This is a genomic window from Flavobacterium sp. HBTb2-11-1, from assembly GCF_009826975.1.
Classification (GTDB): domain Bacteria; phylum Bacteroidota; class Bacteroidia; order Flavobacteriales; family Flavobacteriaceae; genus Flavobacterium.
This window is the reverse complement of sequence record NZ_WUMO01000003.1, coordinates 272,510-296,984: the sequence shown is the minus strand read 5'-3', so window position 1 is coordinate 296,984 and position 24,475 is coordinate 272,510. Positions and strand designations below refer to the sequence as shown.

Sequence of the window (24,475 nt, the reverse complement as noted above, 5' to 3'; positions counted from 1 at the left end):
GGTTTGAACGATTGCTTTTTAGCATTTATCTGTTCCTTAATGCTTTACAATTTAATACTAATTACTTTTGACAGCATCTGCATACTGTACCTTAAAGACTACTGCTATATTATTTGGAATAAATTTTGGTTTTTGAATCACAAGTGAATCCGGATATTGCTTCCAGGAAATTTTTTCTTTACTGCCAAGTACACTGATATTTTTTATCGTGGTATTATTTTTCTTTTTACCAAGGAGTTTCAGGATTACATTCTCAGCAGGAACACCTAATGCAGTAGCATACAAGATTTTCCCTTTCTGATTATAGCGAATGTCCTGGGCTGTCAGCGTTACTTTCCCTTCATTAAATCCTTGAGCATTAATAGGATTGACTGTTTCTGCTGCGGGTCCTTCACCATATACACTCCAAGGACGAGTATCAAAAATACTTTCTTTATTTACATCCATCCATTTCGCTATATCTTCAAGAATTGCGATTTCTTTGTCATCGATAGAACCATCTCCGCGTACAGGTATGTTTAGCAATAGGTTTCCGTTTTTACTGACAATATCAATAAGCATCTGAATAACCGTCTTAGCTGATTTATATCCATTTCCATCATAAATTGCCCTGCTGTAGTGCCAGTCGCCAATACAGGTGCAAGTCTGCCAAGCTTCGTTTTGAATCTGGTCAGGCACTCCTCTTTCAACATCCCAGACCATACATTTTTTCTGTTCTGGAGTCAGTACTTTTCCAAATAAAACTGCTTCGAGTTTATTATCATGGGTTGCCATGTTGGTATTGTAATAATGAGCCGCTATTTTTAAGCCTGCATCACTTACCGGATAAAGCGGAAGTCCCGTATCATCAAAATAAAGAAGGTCTGGTTTGTAGGTATTAATTAAATCCATAGTGCGGTTATAGAAATTCTCGCAATATTCTACTGAAGGAATAGAGGCTCCGTTATCCCAATTCCACTGCCCCCACAAAGAGGTAATGCTTTCTGCACTTCCAGCACTTAGAGAATGGTTTTGTGCATATAACTCCTGCGGATCTAGCCCTTCCCACCAAGTGCCAACACCGTCTTTTTTAGTAAGTTTTCCATCGTAAGGAATTCCAGCATAAGGTCCTTTTTTGTCTGAACGTTGCGAAGTTTCAAACCAAGTCCAAGCATGAGCCGCATGAACACTTAATCCAAATGGTAATCCTTGTTTTTTAGCCGCCGCAGCCCAGCCTGAAATAATATCTTTTTTAGGGCCAACTTTTGTAGAATTCCACGCTTGGTATTTGCTGTTCCATAAATCCAAATTGTCATGATGGTTGGCCATGGCAAAAAAATACTGTGCTCCAACTCGTTTATATAGTGCTACAATTTTTTCAGGATCCCAGTTTTCAGCTTTCCAATCCTTAATAACCTCTTTAAACCCTACTTTAGATGGGTGTCCGTAATGTTCTACATGCCATTTGTACTGCGCTCCGCCTTCATCATACATAAATCGGCCATACCAATCTCCTTGCTCCGGCTGACATTGCGGTCCCCAATGCGCCCAGATTCCAAACTTAGCATTGCGAAACCATTCAGGAGTTTTATACTGCTGAAGAGACTCCCAAGTTGGTTTAAATTTTCCAGAAGCTACCTTTTCAGTGTTTTCTGTAACCGGTGACTGGTATTTTTGCTGTGCCTGTAAAAAACTGGCGCAGAGGATACATAAAGCTGTAAATAATTGGTTTCTCTTATTCTTTTTATACATTTTGATTTTTATTTTTTGTTAGCCCTGAGCTAACGTGTTTTTAAATTTTTCTTTTTGGCTTTTATTGCAAAAAATTATTGGTCTTCTAAATTACAGTAGAATGTGCTGATACAGGTACATAATCTCTATATGAAAGTCCTAACAGAGTTATTCTACTGTTAGGACTTCTGTCAATTTAATTTATCTCGTTTTTTTAATCATTTTAAATGATTGGAGAAGATTACCTCCAGTTCCTTCCACTTTTACGATATAGAATCCTGATTGAAGTGTGTTTCCCATTGATAGCTGGCTCTGGTCTTTGACTTGCGCAGACTCAACATTTTTTCCGTTAATATCAAAAATTCGCACGCTTATCGGTTCCTTATAATCGTTTATTTCAATTTTAAAGCTGCTTGTAAACGGATTTGGAGAACAGATGACAGTAAATTTCTGCTCTTGTAAGCTTTCTGTATTAGCACCTAATCTCAAAGTTGCACTCGATACCGCAGTAAGAGACCATTGCTGGTTATTACTTGAACTGAAACTCCACTGGCTTAAATCGGCTCCGTTAGTTGCATTTCCTAAACCATCCAAGTACAATCCAGTCGCCTTATTTTTAAACTTGATATAGCCCGAACCAGCATCTTCCTGTATCCATTTCTGCGCTTCACTTCCACTATAGGCCCATTGTCCAGCGATTGACGGATTAACTGTTCTGCTCATTCCGTCTATATACAATCCAGTAGCTCTGTTTTTAATCATAACCTCGCTGCCGTTATACTCTAGAGCCCATTGCTGGGCACTGCTTCCGCTGTAGTTCCATTGTCCTGCGTTACTTCCATTTGTGGTTCTGCTCATTCCGTCTATCAGCAGTCCAGTGCTTCTATTTGAAATGGTATAATAAGATGCGGTTTCAGCAAGATCGTCACCATAAACAAGTCCTCTTCCAACAGTACTCATATATACACGTCCGTAAATATTCATGTCTCCCATTACGAAGTTTCCATTTCCAGTACCTCCATATTCATGCGCATCATCGTTAACGCGAGTCCAATTGCTGCCTTGGTCTACAGAACGGAAAACTCCCGTAACGCCGTTTACAGTACCCCAGATATAAATAATTGGATAAGAAGTGCCTGTCTTCGCTTTACCAATTCCGACTGCTGCAGCATTGCTTACCGCTGTTGAAGGTGTGCTAAAACTAACTCCGCCATCAACTGACCTTATTAATCCGCCAGAATTCTTAGCAATCCACAAATGCCCAGCATACCCAGGAACTGTTCTAATCAGGCTAGATCCCCCTGCTCCAACATTAGAAACCGTATTAAAAGAAGCACCTCCGTCTGTACTTACTTTTAAATCTCCGTTACTTCTGTTGTAGGCATAAAATTTATTGTTTGTAACTGCATCAGATACGGCAACCGTATTGAAATTAATTCCTGTTGCAGTCGTCCAGCTAGCTCCATTATTGGTAGAGCGGTACATAGCGCTGGAAGACTCTGGAACATGTAGAATAGTTGCGCCGTCATACGAAAGTGCCACCGTTCCGCGTGGTCCTGCTAAGGTTGCAGTTGTCTTTATCCAATCAGTTCCTTGATTGTTGGAATAGTACATATATTCTCCAAGTCTTACAATTTTATTGGTATTTCCTGATGCATAAGCCAATCCAGATGTGGTTCCCATTGCAGGCTTATATTGTGGTGCATATACCGAAACATCAGTATGTTTAAATCCGTCATAATCTCCAATAACACTCATTAAAGGTCCGCCTGGAATGCTGATTAAACCTAGAGGAACGCTCTCTTCAAGGCCAATAGCATCAAACTTCCACGAGGTTTTTGATGCATTAAGATCATCACAGGTAAAAATACCGTTTCCAGATATTACGCTTGCCTTATTGGTATTAAAAGGATTAAATTTGATATCGCCAGTCCAGTGAATGGATGCTGAAGATCCTGAAATCCAAGTACAGCCATTGTCTAAAACATTGATTCCTGAATTTCCAACCAGATCTCTCCATGATGCACCTCCATCTGTACTTAAAAAGAAACGATCTGCATAAATTATATTGCCTTGTGCATTGGTATACTGCGCCATATAAGTATTCATCGAAGAGGCAATCAGACGCTGCGAATTGGAAGGGTCAACATCGATTCCGCCAAAAGGCCCCGAAAAGGACGACGGTGTAATATTCGTTAAAGCCCCTGCGCTAGAAAGCTTCCAAATCTGTCCTGAAGAAGGATTCCAAGGCCCTTCCTTATCAGCATAAGTGATTAATAAAGCTCTGTTAGAATCTAACACTGCTCGCTGAGGCATATAATTTACTGTGGCTCCCGAAACGGCATTCCAAGTATTTCCAGCATCTGTACTTTTATAAAGATTGGAAGCTCCAGTTCTGGAAACGCCAGCATAAATAGTCTGGGTGCTGCCTCCAGAAACCGATGCAGAATCAAAAATTACAAAACAGATTCCGTTATCATTTGCTGTTGTCGTAACAGGAAATGACGATACCTTAGACCAAGTCGAACCGCCATTAGTGCTTTTAAACAATCCATCGCGTCTGCTTCCGCAGAAAAGCACATTAGAATTGTTGGGATCTACAGCCAATCGCTCGCCATTAGATCTTCCCATACCGTTTCCATGCGCCTTAAATTGTGAGGTAACTATAGTTTCAGTAAAATTAGCGCCTCTGTCGGTTGATTTTAAAATCGCTGTTTTCTGACCATTAAAATAATCGGTTCCAACCAGCATATATACCACATTATTATTCTGGGGGTCAATCGCTAGCGATTCCACTCCCTGATACCCCAGCTGGTCTACACTGGTCCAATCCAATAAGGGTATCCATCTGTTGCCAGATGCGTCCCATCGATAAGCTCCTCCCACATCTGTGCGGGCATATTTTAAATTGGCATCTGTTTTACTTGGAATAATACCAGTAACAAAACCAGCACCTCCAATCTGAACATTTTTCCAAACGCTCTGGGCTTGGGAAACAAAAACTGTTAAAATCAATACACATAATAAGTAAGCTTTTTTCATCTTGATTTGTTTTTTAAAAGTTTAAATTATTATCATCCTTACAATCTATTCTCACCCGAACCCATGCTTCAAAATTCTTAGCATTTTAGTACTGATAAGAGCTGCCGCACCAGAAATGCGGCAGTATACTTCATAATGTAAAAGCAAAAAATTGCTTTTTTTCAGGAATAGCCAATAAATGCCTAATCCTGAAAAAACTTTGAAAGGCGGATATCTTAAAATTTTAGTTAGCCCCTGCTTTAAGAGCATCTATCGTACGTTGATCTTTTACAGTAAAATTACTCCTGTCTATAGCTACTCCTATATCCCACCAAAAAGGTTTAATACCGCGTGCTAATGCTTCTTTGGTTGTAAAGTTTATCCAATAGTCTACCGAGGCGTTATGCATAGCCAAATCTTTAGGAAGATAAGCAGGGTCACTACGTCTGTAAGCGCCATACTCTCCCATTATAACCGGTATTCCTTTATCTATAAATTTGGTTTTCATTTTGTTGTAATCGGCAATTATCTCGTCCTCTTCTCCGTATGTAGCATTACGGTCAGGTTCAATGGTCGAATGATGGCCTTTACCCCAGTAGTAAATCAATTTACCCCAGCTCTCATCTTTATTTCCGATACAAAATTGTGATGGTGTATAGTTATGCACCTCAACCATAAGGCGATTTGGCACCTGATCTGTAGGAAGCGTGTTCATCAGGTCAAATGTCAATCCAGGATTTGTTTGAGGACCTTGAACGATAAGAACGCGGTGACTGTTTCTTCCACCTGTAGAGCGAACAGCTGTAACAAAGGTTTGGTGGTATGATGCTAATACTGCCATCTCCTCCGCATTCCTGGCATCCGGTTCGTTAGCGCTAGCAAACATCAGGTGCTCATCAAAATCACGCATTGCGGTAGCGATTTGTTCCCATAATGCTTTTTGTTTGGCATTGACAACCTCCTGCTTTGCTTTAGTGATGTTTTTTTCCAGCCATCCACCGTCCCAGTGAATATTAAGCATAACATATATGTCGTTCTTCACACAATAACCTACGACCTCTTTTACCCTTTTTATCCAATTCTGATCAAGATGTGCGGTAGCTTCGTTGTCAAGATGAAAATTCCAAGCGCAAGGTATGCGAATGGCAGAGAAACCTAATTGCTTTACAGCTTTTACATATTCCTCTGTGATCACTGGACTACCCCAACCGGTTTCACCACCCGGTGCTTCAAATGTATTCCCAATGTTCCATCCCAGTTTAAATTTGGCAGCCAATTCAACCGCTGTGCTCATCCCTACAGCATCAGCTGGCTTTGGAGATAAATTATAACCTGGATATAAATTGCCTGTTTGTGTAACTGTAATTCGTCTGGCTTGTCCATTATCTGCTGTAACAGTCAGAACAGCCGAACGGCTAACCCCGCTGTTGTTAGCAGAGGCTGTAAATGCGGTCTTCTCTGTACCTTGGGCCCCGCTTAATTTGCTTAACTGCAGCCAGGATGAGGCTGAATTTGTTATAGTCCATTTGCTGTTTGCCTCTATAGTAATTGGTTCAGATGTGCCTCCCTCAGGCATAAAAGAAACCGATTCTGTCGAAACTGTCAAATACGGCTCTTCATCTGTACTTTTAGAACAGCTAAAAGAAGATCCGCTGATCATAAAAAGCAACAGCATCTGATATAAGAATTTATGTTTCATTTAATTTGTTTTAAAGTTTATGATCTGAACTGCAGAAATTATCTCTGTAGCTGAATTTCCGCAGTTCAGAATCTTTCGTTTTTCTAATTTGTGTTAGCTTTATTAAGGATCTTTACTACCCTGATATTATCAACTGCTGCTCGGAAATCTCCAGGCGCAGGAGTGGAGGCATCGTTAATAATAAAAAAGTTGATGCCGCCTGTACCAGAACTGCCAACCAATTCGGTTAAGCTTGCTGCTGAATCGCCTGTTCCGTCTTTATTGTCCTTTTTAGTGCGGAACTCCGTTAAAGGAATCGTTACAGTAGTCCATTTACCTTCTGTAGTAACACCTTTGCTTCCAGCAGTTTTCCAAGGTTCGTATCTCGCCAAATAGGTCCAGTTATAATCTTTTACAATAAAAATTGAACTGCCTTTCCAAGTTCCTGCAATATTAATTTCGAATTTTAACGCAAACTGGTTAAGGTCTAATGCTAAATCGTTAGGCTGAATCCAATGCTGGGGCTGCTCAATGTTAATGCATCTTCCGTTTTCCCACCAAGAACCATTTCCTGCACTCAACGCACCAGGGTTTAAAATAGGATATACGCCTCTATTGTTTGGAAAATCCGGATCATTGTCGCTGGTAGAAGTTCCCCAAGACATGCTGCCTATGGTATCGAAATTGCAAATCATGCCTGTAGTGAGATCATTCACATTAAATAATGTCGCAATTTCACCTGATGCAGTAGTAATTTTTAAAGGTCCGCTACTTCCAGCATCTGGCATTATAAAACTGACTGAAGTCCCGTCATCTGAACCTGTAAATTCCTGTACGGACACGCCTGCAAAAATGAGTTCGCTGATCTGAAACAAATTTGTTCCGTACACAACCACCTCTTCTCCCGGCAGTGCATTTTCATTTGAAATACGGTCTAGCGCCGGTGGTCCCGCCACTATATCAATATCAAAAATCACTTTTCCTTTTGGCGTAACAAGCTCAATGGTGTTTAAATCATTTTCAGCTACAGAAGGAAATGGAATCACTGCTGGCACTTGTACCACTGCGTAGTTATCGGCAAACAAACCTCCATTAAAATCAACTGCCATACCGTTGAAGGCAATCTTTACCGCATCTTTTAAATGAGATCCTTTTAATACAACCCACTGCCCAGGAACCAATTTATTCACCAATGTGTCATTGGGAGCTGCAGCATAATTGCGCACCTCCGTGATAACCGGTCCAGACCCCGAATCTTCATCATTATTGCAGGACATCAACAAGGCTGCAACAAACATCAAGCTTGCAAAAAGCAGGCGATTAAAACTATTATCTAATATTTTTCTCATAACTGTCATTATTTATAGTATGGAACTGACGGTTCATTTAACTTAGGGTTCACTACCACTTCTGTTGTCGGAAGCTGCAGGGTAAAAGTGGCAGAGGTTGCAGGCGATATCGTTCCAATAGGATCGTTTGGCGTTGCAGTTTTCGAATCCTTGTCGTAATCAAACAATACTCTCTGCTGGTTGCTCAAAAGTGCCACTGCTTTTTGAGGATTATAATACGAGAGTCTTACCAAATCATACCAATATTGTCCCTCGCAGGCAAATTCTACTCTTCTCTCATTAAGAATAATATCTTCATTAATCGAGGTAAGAGGATCCACACCTGCGCGTGTTCTCACTTTATTAAAATATAGCAGTGCATCAGCATCACTTGTCGAAACATCATTTCCAAGCACCGCTTCTGCATATACCAGATACACATCTGCAAGTCTCAAAAGGGCATTATGCTCAATAGATCCCAAATAAGACATCGCAGGTGAATTATTGTCGGCTTCATTCCCAATAATATGTTTTTTCATTCCTGGAGAGGCTGCCGTATAACCGCCACCCGCGGCATTAAGCTCAGGATAATGATCTCCTGGCAACATAAAACTTGCTTTTCTGCGAATAGAATCCTGCTCTGTATAAGCTAAATACAAATCGTAGCTCACACCTGGAGATCCCCATGCTCCTCCTTTTTGAGGATTAATGTCATTGCTTGGAGAGTAAGTCAGTAAATGATTGCCATGCATCCATTCTGTAGTGGCAGACCATTGCAACGCAAAAAGCGATTCCTGATTGTCGTTGAACTTGGTTTTAAAAAGATCTGCATAACTAGGAAGCAGAGTTAATCCGCTGTTTGCGATAACATCTTTAGCATACTTTTTAGCCTGATTTAAATATTCTTGATTGCGGCTTCCTCCAGTCTGGCCAACACCTGCTATAGTTAAGTAGACCTTGCTCAACATTCCTTTAGCGGACCATGATGTAACTCGGCCTGCCTGATCGGTTTTAGGCAGGTTTTCTGCTGCAAAAGTTAAATCTTCGATTACAAATCTGTACACATCCTCAATTTTGTTTTTATTTATTAGAGGCGATTTTATGAGTTTGGTATTATCTTCTATAATTGGCACTTCACCCCAAAGCATCGCCAAATGGTAATAAGCCATTGCACGTATAAATCTTGCTTCGGCTATAGCCGCATTTTTATCTGTGGCCGATACTGATGAAGGTGTTTTTTCATTAATAGCGTTAATAGTCGTATTGCAATGTGCCACTATAATGTAAAGTGCTGCCCAGCCCGTTGTTAAACGTCCGTTGGATCCTGAAAGAGTAAAAGTATTAAGCTGTACCAGATCTGAACCCTGATATTGAAGAATAAGATTCCCACTCAATATATCTCCTAAAGGCAGGTACGCCGTATTATTCCATTGTGCCCAGATTTTGCCGCCGTATAATGCCGCTGTGGCTAAACGAAGCTCTTCTTTGGTCTGGTAAAAATTTTCTGTGCTTATCTCTGATTGCGATGGACGATCAAGAAAATCGTCTTGGCACCCAACAAGCACTGCTGAAGCCAGGAGGCTTAGAATGATATTTTTATAAATAGCCTTCATAATGTTCTGTTTCGTTTTTTAGTTAGTTAATCCCAGATTAAGTCCAAATGTAAAAGTCCGGGATTGCGGATAGAAACCATTATCAATTCCCGCCTGCAAAGGATTCCATGAACCTACCTCAGGATCCATTCCCGTATAGCTGGTAATTAAAAAAGGATTGCTGACATTCACATAAAGTCTTAGCGAACTAATATGTATTTTTTTCATCATTTCACTTGGAAAAGAATAGCCTAAAGTCATGTTTCGACATCTTATAAAAGAGCCATTCTCTACATATCGATCAGAAAAACGGTTGTTTCTGTTGCTGTCATTGTTTTTTAGTCCTACAATTGAGGTCTCAGGATTCGTCACATATACGTTATTCACATCTGAAGCCGAACCGTTAGGATCAATTAAAGCCAATACAGCGTGATCTTTCAAAGACTTCAAATAGCCGTTATTGGTAAGAGGATTGTCTCCATTGATTCTCATTCCGTTCACCACCTCACTGCCTTGATTGGCAGTAAAGAAAATATTCAAATCAAAACCTTTGTAAGTAAAGGTATTCCCAAGTCCAAACTGAAAGTCAGGAACAGGCGATCCTAAAAATGTCTGATCTTTTTCAGTTATTACGCCATCTCCATTAAGATCCTTAAATTTAAGGTCTCCGTACCATACTCCACCCGAATTAGGTGTAATTGGCAACACTGTTCCGTCGGTATTGGTTGGCAATGCATGATTTTTAAAATCGTCTGCTGTAGCAAATACGCCATCTACTTTATAACCGTAGAATGCTCCTATTGAACCGCCTACTACAGTTCTAGACACCACATCTCCTCCATAGTATCCTGGAAGGAAAGCTCCATCGGTATTTAATTTCATTACTTTATTTTTATTATGCGATAAAGTAAAATCGGTAGTCCATGTAAAATCTCCATGCTCCATGTTTTTTGAACTTAAATGAAGATCTATACCCCTGTTGCGAACCTGCCCAATATTGACATAAGGAGCATTGATGGCTCCAGGCGAATATCCCACGATTGTTCCTGAATACAACGGAAGAGGAATCTGCATAAGCAATCCATCAGTCATACGGTTGTAAACATCGACAGATAAATTAAGTTTCCATCCAAACAGTGAAGCATCAAGACCTATATTGCCATATTTTGTTTTTTCCCATTCAACCGCAGGATTTGCAATATTGGTAGTCATTTGTGCATTACCGGAAAGACCTGTAGATGCCGATTCTAAAGTTGACAGATAGGCATTGTTTCTAACATTTTGATTGTTGGTAAGTCCATATCCTGTTCTTAACTTCAATTCATTAACGATTTTAGAACCTTTTAAGAATTTCTCATTGTTTAGTTTCCATGCAAATGCTCCAGAATAGGTAGTTACCCAACGGTTATCAGGCGCAAACTTTGAAGAACCGTCAGCACGGATGTTTGCCGTAAAGAGATATCGGTCATCATAGATAAAATTCAAACGTCCGAAGTACGATTCTAGTGCGCTGTCTCCTTTTGTACCGCCATTGGTGGCAGTAGTAATATCTCCGCTTCCGATATTGGTTACATTATTTGAAATGAAATTTCTTCTTCCTGCAGAAACATTTTCAAACTGTGTCAGCTGCGCTTCATGTCCTAAAAGAGCATTAAAATTGTATTTTTTATTAAAGACTTTTGAATAGGTGAAGAAACTTCTAAATGTGGTAAAATAATCCTGATTATAAGAATAAAAAGCTTCATTGGTCAATTTTTCAGCCAGTCCGAATTTATAAGTTGGGCTAAACCTGTCTTCTGTCTTATACAGAAAATTGCCTGAGATCTCATTACGGAAAGAAAAGTCTTTTGTGAAAGCGATATCTAAATAAAGATTACCAAAAAACTGATTTCTCTTCGGATTATTTTTATTGATAAGTGCCAATGCATAAGGATTCACACGTTTTGCAATCCATCCTTCGCTGCTTTCTTCCCCTGCAAAACTTCCGTCGGCATTTCTTACGGGGATATCTGGTGTCTGGCTAAGAGCTTCCTGAATAACGTTTGATCCAGTAGAATTCACATTTTCATCAATGTGGGTCAGCTGCAGGCTCGTTCCTATCTTAAGCCAATTTGTTGTTTTATTATCCAAGTTCAATCGCACTGATGCTCTAGTAAATTCAGATCCCAAGGCTATCCCTTCTTGATTAAAATACGAACCTGATAGCAAATACTGTGTTTTTTCTGAACCGCCGCTTAAAGTAAGGACATGATTTGTGACAGGAGCTTTGCGAAACAATTCTTCTTGCCAATTGGTACCCTCCCCTAAATAATTCGGATTAGCAAACTCTGGTCTTTCGTCAAAACCCCATACCGCTGCCCTTTGATTAATAAATGTGGCATATTCCCTTAAATCCATAGTCGGATACTGCTTGATAAGCTCTTGAAATCCCGTTGAAACCTCATAAGTAATCTTAGCAGCACCTTCCTTACCTCTTTTTGTAGTAATCACAATTACGCCATTCGTAGCTTGCGAACCATAAATTGCTGTTGCCGAAGCATCTTTCAAGACATCTACCGATTCAATATCTGAAGGGTTTATAGTTGCTAATGGATTGGTACCATTACCACTGTCAAAACTTTGGCCAATGATAACCCCGTCAATTACATACAAAGGTGAACTGCTGCCAAAGGAAGACATACCTCGTATCTGGATGTTTACACCTCCTCCAGGCTGTCCTGAAGTCTGCTGTACCACCACTCCGGCAACTTTTCCTTGCAGTGCCTGATCAAAAGTAACGGGCTGTGTTTTGCGGAGCTCATCTCCGCTAATAGAGGATATAGCTCCTGTAAGATCTTTTCTTTTAGCTTTTCCGTACCCGATTACCACTACTTCATTTAAGGCTTTTAAATCCTCTTTCAGTTTGATTGTAAGCTGGGCATCGGTAATTTTTACTTCCTCCTTGACAAAACCCAGATAGCTAAACACAATAGTTTCACCGATTTTTGCTGTGATGGTAAAACCTCCATCGGCATCTGTTGCGGTTTTCTGATTGGTTCCTTTAAGCTGGACATTCACCCCAAAGAGAGGTTGCCCATCTGTTTCTGATGTTACAGTACCCTTAATTTTTTTCGGGTCAGCATTTTGGGCTGACATCAGTGCGGCATAAAATAGCATTGCTATAATAATGCCTGTATTAAAAAGACAGTAACTGCGCTTTTTAATGCATCGCATTCCTTTTTTTTCATTCATAATTTGGTTGGTTAGGTATTAGTTAATAAGCTGGTTTGTCTTTTCGAAAAAATCTTATAGACAGGGAACAAATTAACAATAAAGACTTGCCAAACTACGGTTCTATTTGTATCAGAAAAAGGGTCTAATTGTAACTATTACAGAACTTATGATAAAAAAAAGCAACTATTTATTTCATTAAAATATTTTATATCATAATTTTTTATGATTTTACTAATACCCATATTAATCAACGTGCTTCAAAAAGCAACTTATTAAAGAGCAATTGGAAAGATATCTTTATGAAACTTAAAAAAGCAAAGTAGTGTTCACAATTTTAAAAAATAGAAATTTTACTTGACAAACATTTATTTGAATAATTTATTTATCTTTGTAACTAAGATACTTAGTTTATGAGCAAAAATAATACTGCAGATTTACTGTCACGATTTCAGACTGCCAGCAGAAAATATTCTGATGCCTCTACATTTATGCACGCTGCGATTGCAAGAAAAGCAGGGCTTTCGGGAGCAGACCATAAATATTTAGGACTTATTCTTTCCTACCAATCTATAACTGCTGGAGAAATCTCTAAGCTTACAGGTTTAAGCACAGGTGCTGTAACAGGGTTAATAGATCGATTGGAAAAAATGAAACTTTTGGAAAGGCATTTCATCAAGGAAGACCGAAGAAAAGTCATCATTGTTCCAAATGTCGAAAATAGCATGAAACTGCTTAAACCCTTTTTTGATGAACTGCAGGAGAAAACTATGGCTTTGCTTGCCACTTTTTCAGAAGAGCAGATAGAAACTATAGAAAGCTATTTTACTAAAGCTGCAGCCATAATGGAGGAAACAAAAGATAATTTAAATAAAAAATAATATGGAAGGTCTTACTGCAAATTACCTGACCAGAGCTGAAATATGGCTCTGCATCACCACACTTTTCTATTTTTTAATGAATGGCGCACAGATTTTCGAAACTCTGGTTTTTGTGCCTAAATGGACCGAATCAGCACCTGAAAATTTTAAGCTTTTATTGGATGGAAAAGGCATGAGCCTAAAAGTTTTTTGGATTGTTTTTCATTCGATCCACGAAATCACCTTTATTCTTGCCATTATTTTCTGCTGGAGAATTGACCCCGTACGAAACTGGGTTTTAGTTTTATTTGCTGCACATTTTGCAGTTAGAGCATGGACGCTCTCCTATTTTGCACCAAACATCATTGATTTTCAAAAAATAGCAGAAAATCCTTCACTTGCAAAGGATCTTGCAAAACGAACTTCCCTTTGGCAGACGCTCAATTATATCAGGGTCATTATATTTCTTGTCATTTCCTGCGCATTAATTCCCTTATGCATTAAATTATTCAGTCTAAGAGCATAACAAAAGGCAGTGTAGATTTACACTGCCTTTTGTTTTATGCCTATTTCGATTCCTTTTTTATCATTAAACTGATATTTTATAAAAAGCGCAGTTTAGAAAAACACTCATGCCTTCTAATGTCGCTTATTTTTTGTTTTTGCTTATCGCGAAGGCTGAAAATACATCATTTGTCGCACATAATGCTTCAAATTTATTATTTAGACTTCTTTCCTAAAAGTACATTTACATCTTTTATTTTTTGTGCATTTTCTTCGCAGGAATTTACATATTACAAAAGCAATAAATCTTATTATAAAAACCTCAACAATAAAATTAAAACCACAATGATGAAAAAACAAATTAAACAATACGCTTTTTTTCTGCTTATTGTTTATGGAACCAGTTACGGACAAGCAAAAAAGTATCTTGACTCTAACAAACCAATAGAGGAAAGAATTTCTCTTTTAATGAAAGAAATGACATTGGAAGAAAAAATCGGACAAATGAATCAGTACAATGGTTCATGGGATGTAACGGGACCAAAACCGGAATCAGGTTCTAATGAAGAAAAATACAATAATATAAAGAAAGGATTGGTGGGTTCTGTTCTTACCGTTCGAGGGGTTAACCAAGTCAGAACTTTGCAAAAAATGGCTGTTGAAGAAACCCGTTTGGGAATTCCGCTTCTTTTTGGTTTTGATGTCATACACGGCTATAAAACCTTAAGCCCAATTCCGCTGGCAGAAGCGGCAAGCTGGGATTTGGAAGCCATTAAAAATTCAGCCAGTGTAGCTGCTTTGGAAGCTTCTGCATCTGGATTAAATTGGACTTTTGCACCTAATGTAGATATCTCAAATGATGCAAGATGGGGAAGAGTTATGGAAGGCGCTGGCGAAGATCCTTATTTAGGAAGTAAAATTGCCACAGCAAGAGTTAAAGGTTTTCAAGGCGAGCGTTTTGACCATACTAAAATCATCGCCTGTGCAAAACATTTTGCCGGTTATGGTTTTGTAGAAGCAGGCCGAGATTACAACAGCGTAGATATGAGTAATTCTAAACTATATAATACGGTGCTGCCTCCTTTTAAAGCGGCAAGTGACGCGGGAATCCGCACTTTTATGAATTCATTCAACACCTTAAATGGAATTCCCGCTACAGGAAATATCTTTTTACAGAGAGATATTCTAAAAGGCGCTTGGGGATTTAAAGGATTTGTGGTTTCTGACTGGGCTTCAATAGCAGAAATGATTACTCACGGCTACGCAGCAGATGGTGCCGATGCCGCTAAAAAAGCAGCTCTTGCAGGTTCTGATATGGATATGGAATCGAATATATATGTTACAGAACTCGCTAAACTGGTAAAAAAGGGATCGGTAAAAGAGAGCGTAATTGATGATGCCGTGCGCAGAATCCTTCGCGTGAAATTTGAACTGGGCCTTTTTGACGACCCTTATAAATATTGTGACGAAGCTCGCGAAAAATCAAATATAGGCAGCAAAGCAAACAACGACGATGTTCTGGATATGGCCAAAAAATCGATTGTGTTATTAAAAAACGATAAAAATATTCTGCCTTTAAAAAAGTCAGGCGCTAAAATTGCTTTAATCGGCGCTTTGGCCAATGATAAAAACAGTCCTTTGGGCAGCTGGAGAATTGCCGCAGATGATAATACTGCGGTATCGGTTCTGGAAGGAATGCAGCAATATAAAAACAGCGCATTAGTTTATGAAAAAGGGACTGATGTTGCTACAAACAAGCAATCCTTTTTAGACGAAGTAAAAGTCAATTCAACTGACTTTTCTGGATTTGAAGCGGCAAAAAAAGCGGCCAAAGAGGCTGAAATTGTAGTAATGGTGCTGGGCGAGATAGGTTTTCAAAGCGGCGAAGCGCGCAGCAGAACTGAATTAGCCCTTCCAGGCAATCAGCAGCAATTGCTGGAGGAAATTTATAAAGTAAACCCAAATATTGTTTTAGTCTTAAACAACGGACGTCCTTTGTCTATACCTTGGGCGGCAGAACATATACCTGCTGTTGTTGAAGCTTGGCAATTAGGAACGCAATCTGGCAATGCCATAGCGCAGGTTTTATACGGAGACTATAATCCGAGTGGCAAGCTGCCAATGTCTTTTCCAAGAAACGTAGGCCAATGCCCTATCTATTACAATCTGTACAATACGGGAAGACCTACAGACAAAGACAATAATGTTTTCTGGTCGCACTATTCTGATGTCGAGAAAACACCATTATATCCATTCGGTTACGGATTAAGCTATACTTCTTTTGAGTATAAAAACCTGAAGATTTCAAAAGCTTCTTTCCAAAAAGGAGAAAAAATAGAAGTTTCTGTTGATGTGACCAATACGGGTAATTTTGATGGGAAAGAAATCGTCCAGCTCTATATAAATGATCCTGTTGCAAGCATTGCAAGACCTGTAAAAGAATTAAAAGGTTTTGAGCTTGTCGAATTAAAAAAGGGAGAAACCAAAACAGTTCAATTCACATTGACAAATAATGAACTTGGATTCTACGACAACAACGGTAAATTTTTAGTAGAACCTGGCCAATTTAATATTATGGTGGGCTGGAATTCTAATAATGGACTTAACGGTAAATTTGAGCTAAAATAAAAGCCCAAAAATAAAGCCCAAAAGGATTTCTGTCTTAACAAGAATCGAATATCTTTTATTTTTTTTATATCCTGAGTACGATAATTCCTTAATAAGGCTCATAATCGTACTCAGGATTTTGGCAATAAGACAGATTTGAATAAAAAAAAATAAGTGTTCAAATTAGTTTTATTAATATTGTTTCCCATATCCTGAAAAATCCACTTATACAAACCAAATAATGCATATCGTTACATCTACATGAAAAAAACAATTTATATCCTTTTATGCTTTTTAACCATTTCAAACTCGCTGTTTTCTCAAGGCCAATTTGACAGCTACCAGTTTAGGAGCATACAAGAAACTGCTTCAAAACGAGCTGTTTCTTCTATCATTCAGGATAAAAATGATTTTATATGGATCGGTACAAGCGGTGCTGGTCTGTATAGATACGATGGCGTAAATTATTTCGGATATAAATACGATAACAAACCCGGCTCGGTAAACAGCAACTTTATTTATTCGACGTTTATCGATTCCAAAAATAATCTTTGGGTGGGCACCGATCAGGGTTTATGCTTATATAACAGAGATTTGGACAACTTTACCCGAATCAATATTGAAGATGCCATAACACAGGGATACACGCAGCCCATTACGATAAAAACAATTATTGAAGACAATAATGGCAATCTATACTTAGGCGCTTACGGTTTTGGATTATTCAAACTTAACATAAAAACTCTAAAAGCTTCTCTGGTCCATTCAAAAGTACTGGACAAGCCCAATTTTCTGATAAAATCCTCGGTTAAAAACAAACAGGGAATTATTTATTTAGGAACCAGTTACGGACTTTTAGAAATTGACGCCAATGGAAAAGCCAAACAGATTTATAAAGACAAATTTAAACGAGAACCTCTAACTAACGACATTGAAAGTCTTGTTATAGATAAATTTGGATACCTATGGATGGGCACAACCGAAAACGGACTCATAAAAATCAAGCCTGAAACAGATAATTATCAGTTTGAAAACTATGCCATTACCAAAAATAAGATCCTATCAATCGTACAAAGCAGTTTGGGTTACATTGTCTGCGGCACTGAAAATGACGGATTACTGGTTGTGAACTATAAGGGAGAAGTGCTGAAAAAATACCTGCACAGCAAGTACAATAGTGCCAGCTTAAAATCCAATTCGGTTTGGTCCTTGTACGAGGACAGAGAAAAAAGATTGTGGCTAGGATATTTCAATAAGGGACTTGGCGTTTTTGACAAGCCAAATAATAAATTCAATTCTCTTGAATCGCTTGCTAACAATGAAAATTCCCTACAGACAAGTTATGTCACTTCGGTTGCAAAAGACAAAAAAGGAAACCTGCTTATCAGTAACGAAGGAGGCGGACTTGACATATATAACCTTGCCAATAAAAGCTTCATTCATGTAAATAAAACAAATCAAAGTTACTACTCTGGTTTAGATGCTGTCGATATTCAAGTCATTTTTATAGACAGCAGGCAAAACATCTGGCTTGGAAGCTGGGACCGCGGCATCTACTTTTTAAAAAACGGAACTTCCAGATTTGTCAACTATAATACAGCAAATACACCTGGATTAAAATCAAATCGAATTTTTAGTTTTTCAGAAGATTCAAAAGGCAGAATCTGGATCGGAACTTTTATAAAAGGACTGCATTATTTTGATAATAAAAACAACACATTTGTACATTGCGATTCTGAGCCATTTGTCAAAAACGGTCTCGATAATGCTTTTATCCGTAAAGTTTTTGTGGATTCTGATAATGTTTTGTGGGTCGGCACTATCTTAGGATTATATCAGATCAATATAAAGGACGAGTCTGGCTTTAAGGTCACAAAAATGCGCGATGCCATGTTTGGCGGCATTAATAAAAACAATAGCATTCAGATTATTTTATCTATTTATGAATCTAATGATAAAACCATTTGGATAGGAACAGATACTCAAGGTTTATTTAGCTACAATAAAAAAAACAAGACATTCTCCAATTATGATAATTTTCCTGGATTTGACGAAAAATCAATTCGTGCTATAATTTCAGACAATAATGGCGCTTTATGGCTAAGCGGTGGCTCTGGGCTTACAAAACTTGATCTTAAAAACCGAAAAAGCAACAACTTTAATAAAGATGATGGTCTTATTGATAACGATTTTAACAACAATGCTGTTTATAAAGACGGGAACGGAGAACTTTATTTTGGAGGTTATGAAGGCGTAAATTATTTTAATCCGAACGAAATTAAAAAAGCTGAAAAAGCCCCACGCCTTTATTTCAGTGATTTTAAATTATTCAATAAATCAGTAAAGCCAAATGAAGAAGGCTCGTCATTAAGCAAAGTAATTTCACAGAGTAAAGAAATTACGCTTAATTACACGCAGTCTGTTTTTACAATCGAATATGTGGGAATCAATTATAATTATTCTAAGAAAAACCAATACGCCTATTATCTGGAAGGTTTTGAAAAAGACTGGAACTATGTAGGAAATAACAGAACAGCAACTTACACCAATTTAGCTCCGGGAAATTATATCTTTAAAGTAAAATCAGCCAACGCAGACGGCACTTGGAGCGGCAATCAATTAGAACTGAAAATAAAAGTGCTTCCTCCGTGGTGGAAAACCATTTGGGCTTATTTGATCTATTCTTCTATTTTGATTTTCCTGATCCTGTATCTTAACAAGATCTATCAAAACCGTTTCAAAGCGAAGCAGGCCATAATTCTGGAAAAAGAAAAGAATATCCAATTGGAGAAATTAAACAATAAAAAACTGCAGTTTTTCACCAATATCTCGCATGAATTCAGAACTCCTTTGACACTGATCATTAATCCGCTGGAAGACATTTTAAAAAGCAAAAAAATCTCTCCAGAGATACACAATAAACTAAAAATAGTGCATAAAAGCTCTGACAGGCTCTCCAGACTTATTAATGAGCTTATGGATTTTAATAAATTGGAGTTTAATAAAATTTCGCTTCAAGCCAAAAAAGTTGAAATCGTATCGTTTACAGAAGCCGTTATAGGCTACTTTTATGAAGAAGCCGCTGCCCGAAACATTGCTGTTAATTTTGAGTCGGCTGTAGACGAGCTCGAAGATTGGCTAGATCCTAAAATGCTGGAAAAAATACTGTTTAATATTATTTCAAACGCATTTAAATTTACTCCAGACAATGGTTCGATCCATATTTCCATAAACGCATCAGAAACCGAAAATGCATTGATAATTGACGGAAATAAAGTTCCTTCTTTCTCAATAACCATTGCAGATACAGGCTCGGGAATACGCAAAAAAGATTTGAATAAAATTTTTGACCGTTTCTATCAGGTCAATAATCTCAATAAGGAATATTACGGAAGCACGGGAATCGGCTTGGAGGTTGTAAAGGAATTTGTCGAACTCCATAAAGGAAAAATTGAAGTTGAAAGCCAAGTTGGACAAGGCACAAGCTTTAAAATAACTTTTCCGCTAGGCAGCTCGCTATATAAAGGAAGTGAGATCATTGATGAGAAATATAAAATAGAGAGCAAAAACGAACTTATATCTGAACCTGTTCTAGATGAGATAGAATCCAATTCTGAAGCAGAAACTCAAAAAGCCTATACCGTTCTAATTGTAGAAGACAATGCAGAACTGAGAAATTATTTAAAACAGGAACTTGGCAAATCATACAAAGTAATTACAGCAGAAAATGGCCAAAAAGGTCACGACCTTGCTGTACAGAAATTGCCTGATTTAATCATAACCGATGTCATTATGCCAGTCATGGACGGACTTGAACTGTGCAAAAAGATAAAAGGCGATTTAAAAACAAGCCATATTCCTTTATTGATGCTTTCTGCCAAAGCAATGGTAAAAGACCGATTGGAAGGTATCGATTCTGGTGCCGATATGTATTTAAGCAAACCTTTTGAACTGGATATTCTAAAATCGAGTCTCGCGCAGCTTATTACCAGCAGACAGATCATGTTTAAGAAATTTTACAGCGGCATCACCAAGCAAGGCAAAGAAAAAACAACCTCGCTTGATAATGATTTCATTCAAAAGATTCTGCATTATATCAACGAAAACATTAGCGAACCTGAGCTAACGGTCGAACTCCTTTCTTCTAAGATCTTTTTAAGCAGAAGCCAGCTCTATCGAAAAATAAAAACGCTTACAGGTGTTTCGGTTAATGAATTTATCCGAAATGTGCGATTAGAAAAAGCAAAACAGCTGATCGAACAGGGCAATAATAATATCAACGAAATAAGCTTCAAAGTTGGTTTTACTTCTCCCTCCTATTTTGCAAAATGCTATAAAATCAAATACGGCCATTTGCCTACTCAGGAAAAAAGAACGAAAGAATAGAAAACAAACTACAATTTGGATATTAAACAGCAAGAGCTTCGGTTTAAACCGAAGCTTTTTTTCTGTCAGTGATTTTTTTCAAAATGCAAGCTTTTAAATTTCAGGTAAAAATCAGCATATAAAAAATAAAACCTTAATATTTTGAACAAACAATATTTTTTAGATTAAAAAATTACCAATACTTCAGCAACTGTTTTAATGCTTACAGAGATTCATTTTAGCATTTACAGGGTTTTATAGGTGCTTTTTGCATCATCTGTTGCACAATATGCATCATCTATGCTACAATGCAACACCTCTAGAATCTACTTTCGTTAAGAAATATTTAAGAAAAAAGTTTAGCCATTCTAACTCAAAACAATCTCTTGGCAAAACACCCAAATTTTTAAATATTTTTTTAAAACTTAACGAATTACTAATTATTTCAATTTAAACTAAACAACCAAACTTTATGCAGAAAAAAACATTGAAAAGACTATTGTGCTTAATAGTATGCTTGTGGGGAAATTTTTTCTTCGCTCAAACTGTTAAAGGTAAAGTAACATCGGGAGGAAACAGTCTTCCGGGTGTTAGTGTAATAGTACAGGGAACCAAAAACGGAACGGTCACCGATTTTGACGGTACTTTCGTATTGAACAATGTTGAACCAAAAGCAATGCTGCTTTTTAGTTACATAGGATATAAAAATTTAATTCTTGAAGCTAAACCGAATATGCAAGTGGTCATGGTGAGCGACCTGGAAAAATTAAACGAAGTGGTCGTTATCGGATACGGAACATCAAAAAGAAAAGACATAAATGGTGCAGTATCTTCTATTAAAGCTTCTGAAATTCAAGATAAGCCATTTATCTCTATCGATCAAGCTCTTGTTGGTAAAGCCGCAGGTGTGAATGTTACGCAGAATTCTGGTACTCCAGGAGGTGGAATCTCTGTTCAGATTCGAGGAATTACCTCTATTAATGGAAATGAGCCTTTATATGTAATTGACGGAACTCCTGTTTTTGCAGACAAAAACAATGATTCCTTTTCGTTTAGCGCGCTAGGAGGAGGAAACGGACAGACTAAAAACTCTGCTTTGGCTGGATTGAATATTTCAGATATAGAAACGATCGATATCTTAAAAGATGCCTCTGCAACTGCGATATATGGTTCAAGCGGTGCAAATGGAGTGGTTTTGATTACCACTAAAAAAGGAAAAAAGGGAAAATCTAAATTTACATACGAGACCTATTTAGGGACACAGCAGATAAACAATACGGTTGATGTTTTAAACCTGCCTCAATATGCTGCTTATCAGGCAAAAATCTACAAGTTAAATGGTGAGCCTGTTCCGTATCAATATCAAAAGCCTAATCTTCTTGGAAATGGCACAAACTGGCAGGATGAACTTTTCAGAACGGCAACCATGTACAATCACCAGCTTTCTTTCTCTGGAGAAAAAGATGGAACACGCTTTTACACTTCTTTAAATTATTTTGATCAGGAAGGTATTGTTTTAAACTCAGATTTCAACAGATTAGCAATGCGTTTAAATGTAGATTCTAATGTAAAATCTTGGCTTAAAATTGGTAACAATCTCTCAATAAGCAAATCATCCCAGCAAGTGGTAAGAAATGATGACAGAGGTGGATTGGTTATGAACGCCTTAAGACAGTCTCCAGAATTGCCGGTTAGAGCTGCAGACGGTTCTTATGCGGGACCAACATCTGGTTTGGGATCATCGGCAAATGAAGCCACTAACCCAATTGCGTTATCTGAATACAATAATACCACTACAGAAAGATTCAAAATCAATGGAAATCTATTTGCTGATTTTACTATTTTAAAAGGATTGGTTTTCCGATCAGAATTAGGATACGATTTGAATTTCTCAAAAAACAGCACTTTTGTGCCTAAATATACTTTAGGAAACGTAACTGAACTTTTAAATAAATCGTTCAAACAGCAAGATCAGAGCTATTACTGGAATATCAAAAACTATTTGACATATAACAAAACGCTAAACGAGAAACATAATTTTACTTTTTTACTAGGCCAGGAAGCACAGGAAAGCTATTATGAATATTTAAGCGGTTACAGAACAGGCGATTTCTTAAATAAAGATTTCACCAATCTTAATATCGGTGATATTGCCACTGCCCTAAACGGAAACGGTTCTGGACGCTGGTCTATGACCTCTTATATTTCAAGATTAAATTACAGTTTTTCTGACCGATACTCTTTTTCTGCTTCTTTAAGAGCAGATGCTTCATCTAACTTTGGACCAAATCACAAATGGGGATATTTCCCTTCATTTTCAGGAGGATGGACAGTGAGCAACGAAAAATTCTTTGAGCCTTTGTCAAAAAGCATCAATTATCTGAAATTAAAAGCTGGATACGGTCTTGTAGGAAATCAAAACATTCCGGCAAACAGATACCAAACTATTTTATCGCTACTAGCATCGCCTTTTGGTGGGGTTTCGCCAACGATCGATAATTTAGGAAATCCAGACATAAAATGGGAATCTCTTAAATCTTTCAATACTGGTTTTGAACTGGCAATGCTTAACAACAGAGTAAAATTAGATTTTGATTATTACATTAAAAATTCTTCAGATTTCTTGACCAAACAAATCAACGATGAATCCAATCAAAGTGCGCTTAATTATTATTTGAATACCGGTGAAATTGTAACCAAAGGGATTGAGCTTACTTTAAATACAAGAAATATCGTTACAGAAAATTTTAACTGGGATACAACGATCATTTTTTCAAAATACAATAATGAATTGACTCGTTTTCAAGGTCAGGGCAAATCATTGTTGGGAAAAGTGCAGTTTGATTTATACAATGTTACCAGAACTACCGAAGGACAACCAGTAGGACAATTTTATGGCTATGTAACAGATGGCTTGTTTAAAAATGCCGCAGAACTGGCAGCTGGACCAATTCAAGAAGCAGGAACAGGCGTGGGAGACATTCGATTTAAAGATCTTAATGGTGACGGAAAAATAGACAGTAAAGACCAGACAGCCATAGGAGATGCTATTCCAGATTTTACCTATGCCATTACGAATAACCTTAGATACAAAAACTTCAATTTTTCGGTTTCTTTAACAGGAAGCCAAGGCAACAAGATCTACAACTTTACGCGCCATTATATTGACGGCATTTATCCTGGTTTTGGAGACCGATTTGGAAACGTAAGCACACAGGCAATACAGGCTTTTGAACCTGGAGTGAATGAAAATACAGATGTTCCAAGAATTACGCTTAATGATCCAAATGGCAACGGAAGAATTTCGAACAGATTTGTTGAAGACGGTTCTTATTTAAGAATCCAGAATGTTTCTTTAAGCTATGATCTGCCAAATAAGATTTTCGACAATTCTATTATATCTAAAGTAAGATTGTATGCAAACGTTCAAAACTTGTACACGTTTGCAAAATATACCGGATTTGATCCAGCTCTTGGAAACCTAGACCAGAATATAACGCTGAGCGGTATCGACTTAGGGCGTTATCCTGTGCCACGAATAACTTCTATAGGGGTAAATTTAGAATTCTAAGCTTTATAAAAACACATTTAACTTAATGA

General features: G+C 37.8%; 11 protein-coding genes. 5 read left to right on the top strand and 6 right to left on the bottom strand.

The window, feature by feature from the left end:
- Positions 1–57: 57 nt before the first annotated feature.
- The 6 genes from GR162_RS08420 to GR162_RS08395 form a co-directional block, all read right to left on the bottom strand.
- Positions 58–1,731, bottom strand: coding sequence for an alpha-L-fucosidase (locus GR162_RS08420; RefSeq protein ID WP_160781769.1), 1,674 nt, complete (start codon positions 1,729–1,731; stop codon positions 58–60).
- A gap of 180 nt (positions 1,732–1,911) precedes the next feature.
- Entirely contained in the window at positions 1,912–4,752 is a 2,841-nt protein-coding gene (locus GR162_RS08415; protein WP_160781768.1) for an RICIN domain-containing protein, read from the bottom strand.
- A gap of 223 nt (positions 4,753–4,975) precedes the next feature.
- Positions 4,976–6,430 (bottom strand): cellulase family glycosylhydrolase, encoded by a 1,455-nt coding sequence (locus GR162_RS08410; protein ID WP_160781767.1) that lies wholly within the window; start codon positions 6,428–6,430, stop codon positions 4,976–4,978.
- An 83-nt stretch (positions 6,431–6,513) separates the two neighbouring features.
- Complete coding sequence (locus GR162_RS08405; RefSeq protein WP_160781766.1) at positions 6,514–7,758, bottom strand: glycan-binding surface protein; 1,245 nt, start codon at positions 7,756–7,758, stop codon at positions 6,514–6,516.
- A gap of 8 nt (positions 7,759–7,766) precedes the next feature.
- On the bottom strand, positions 7,767–9,350 hold the full coding sequence (locus GR162_RS08400; protein WP_160781765.1) for a RagB/SusD family nutrient uptake outer membrane protein: 1,584 nt from the start codon (positions 9,348–9,350) through the stop codon (positions 7,767–7,769).
- Between the two features lie 18 nt (positions 9,351–9,368).
- The gene (locus tag GR162_RS08395) at positions 9,369–12,560 is read right to left on the bottom strand and encodes a TonB-dependent receptor (RefSeq protein WP_160781764.1); all 3,192 of its coding nucleotides are present in this window, start codon (positions 12,558–12,560) and stop codon (positions 9,369–9,371) included.
- 392 nt (positions 12,561–12,952) lie between these two features.
- Here GR162_RS08395 and GR162_RS08390 point away from each other — a divergent pair, with 392 nt between their 5' ends.
- From GR162_RS08390 to GR162_RS08370, 5 genes are all read left to right on the top strand, one after another.
- Positions 12,953–13,420, top strand: a complete 468-nt coding sequence (locus GR162_RS08390; protein ID WP_160781763.1) for a MarR family winged helix-turn-helix transcriptional regulator — start codon at positions 12,953–12,955, stop codon at positions 13,418–13,420.
- A 1-nt stretch (position 13,421) separates the two neighbouring features.
- Complete coding sequence (locus GR162_RS08385) at positions 13,422–13,925, top strand: transposase (RefSeq protein ID WP_160781762.1); 504 nt, start codon at positions 13,422–13,424, stop codon at positions 13,923–13,925.
- Between the two features lie 326 nt (positions 13,926–14,251).
- The gene (gene bglX / locus GR162_RS08380) at positions 14,252–16,531 is read left to right on the top strand and encodes a beta-glucosidase BglX (protein WP_160781761.1); all 2,280 of its coding nucleotides are present in this window, start codon (positions 14,252–14,254) and stop codon (positions 16,529–16,531) included.
- Positions 16,532–16,771: 240 nt separating this feature from the next.
- Positions 16,772–20,896 carry a two-component regulator propeller domain-containing protein gene (locus GR162_RS08375; protein WP_160781760.1) on the top strand — a complete coding sequence of 1,375 codons (4,125 nt, stop codon included), beginning with the start codon at positions 16,772–16,774 and terminating at the stop codon, positions 20,894–20,896.
- Positions 20,897–21,347: 451 nt separating this feature from the next.
- A complete protein-coding gene (locus GR162_RS08370; protein WP_160781759.1) occupies positions 21,348–24,446 on the top strand; it encodes a TonB-dependent receptor in 3,099 nt (1,032 codons plus the stop codon).
- The last annotated feature ends 29 nt before the right edge of the window (positions 24,447–24,475 follow it).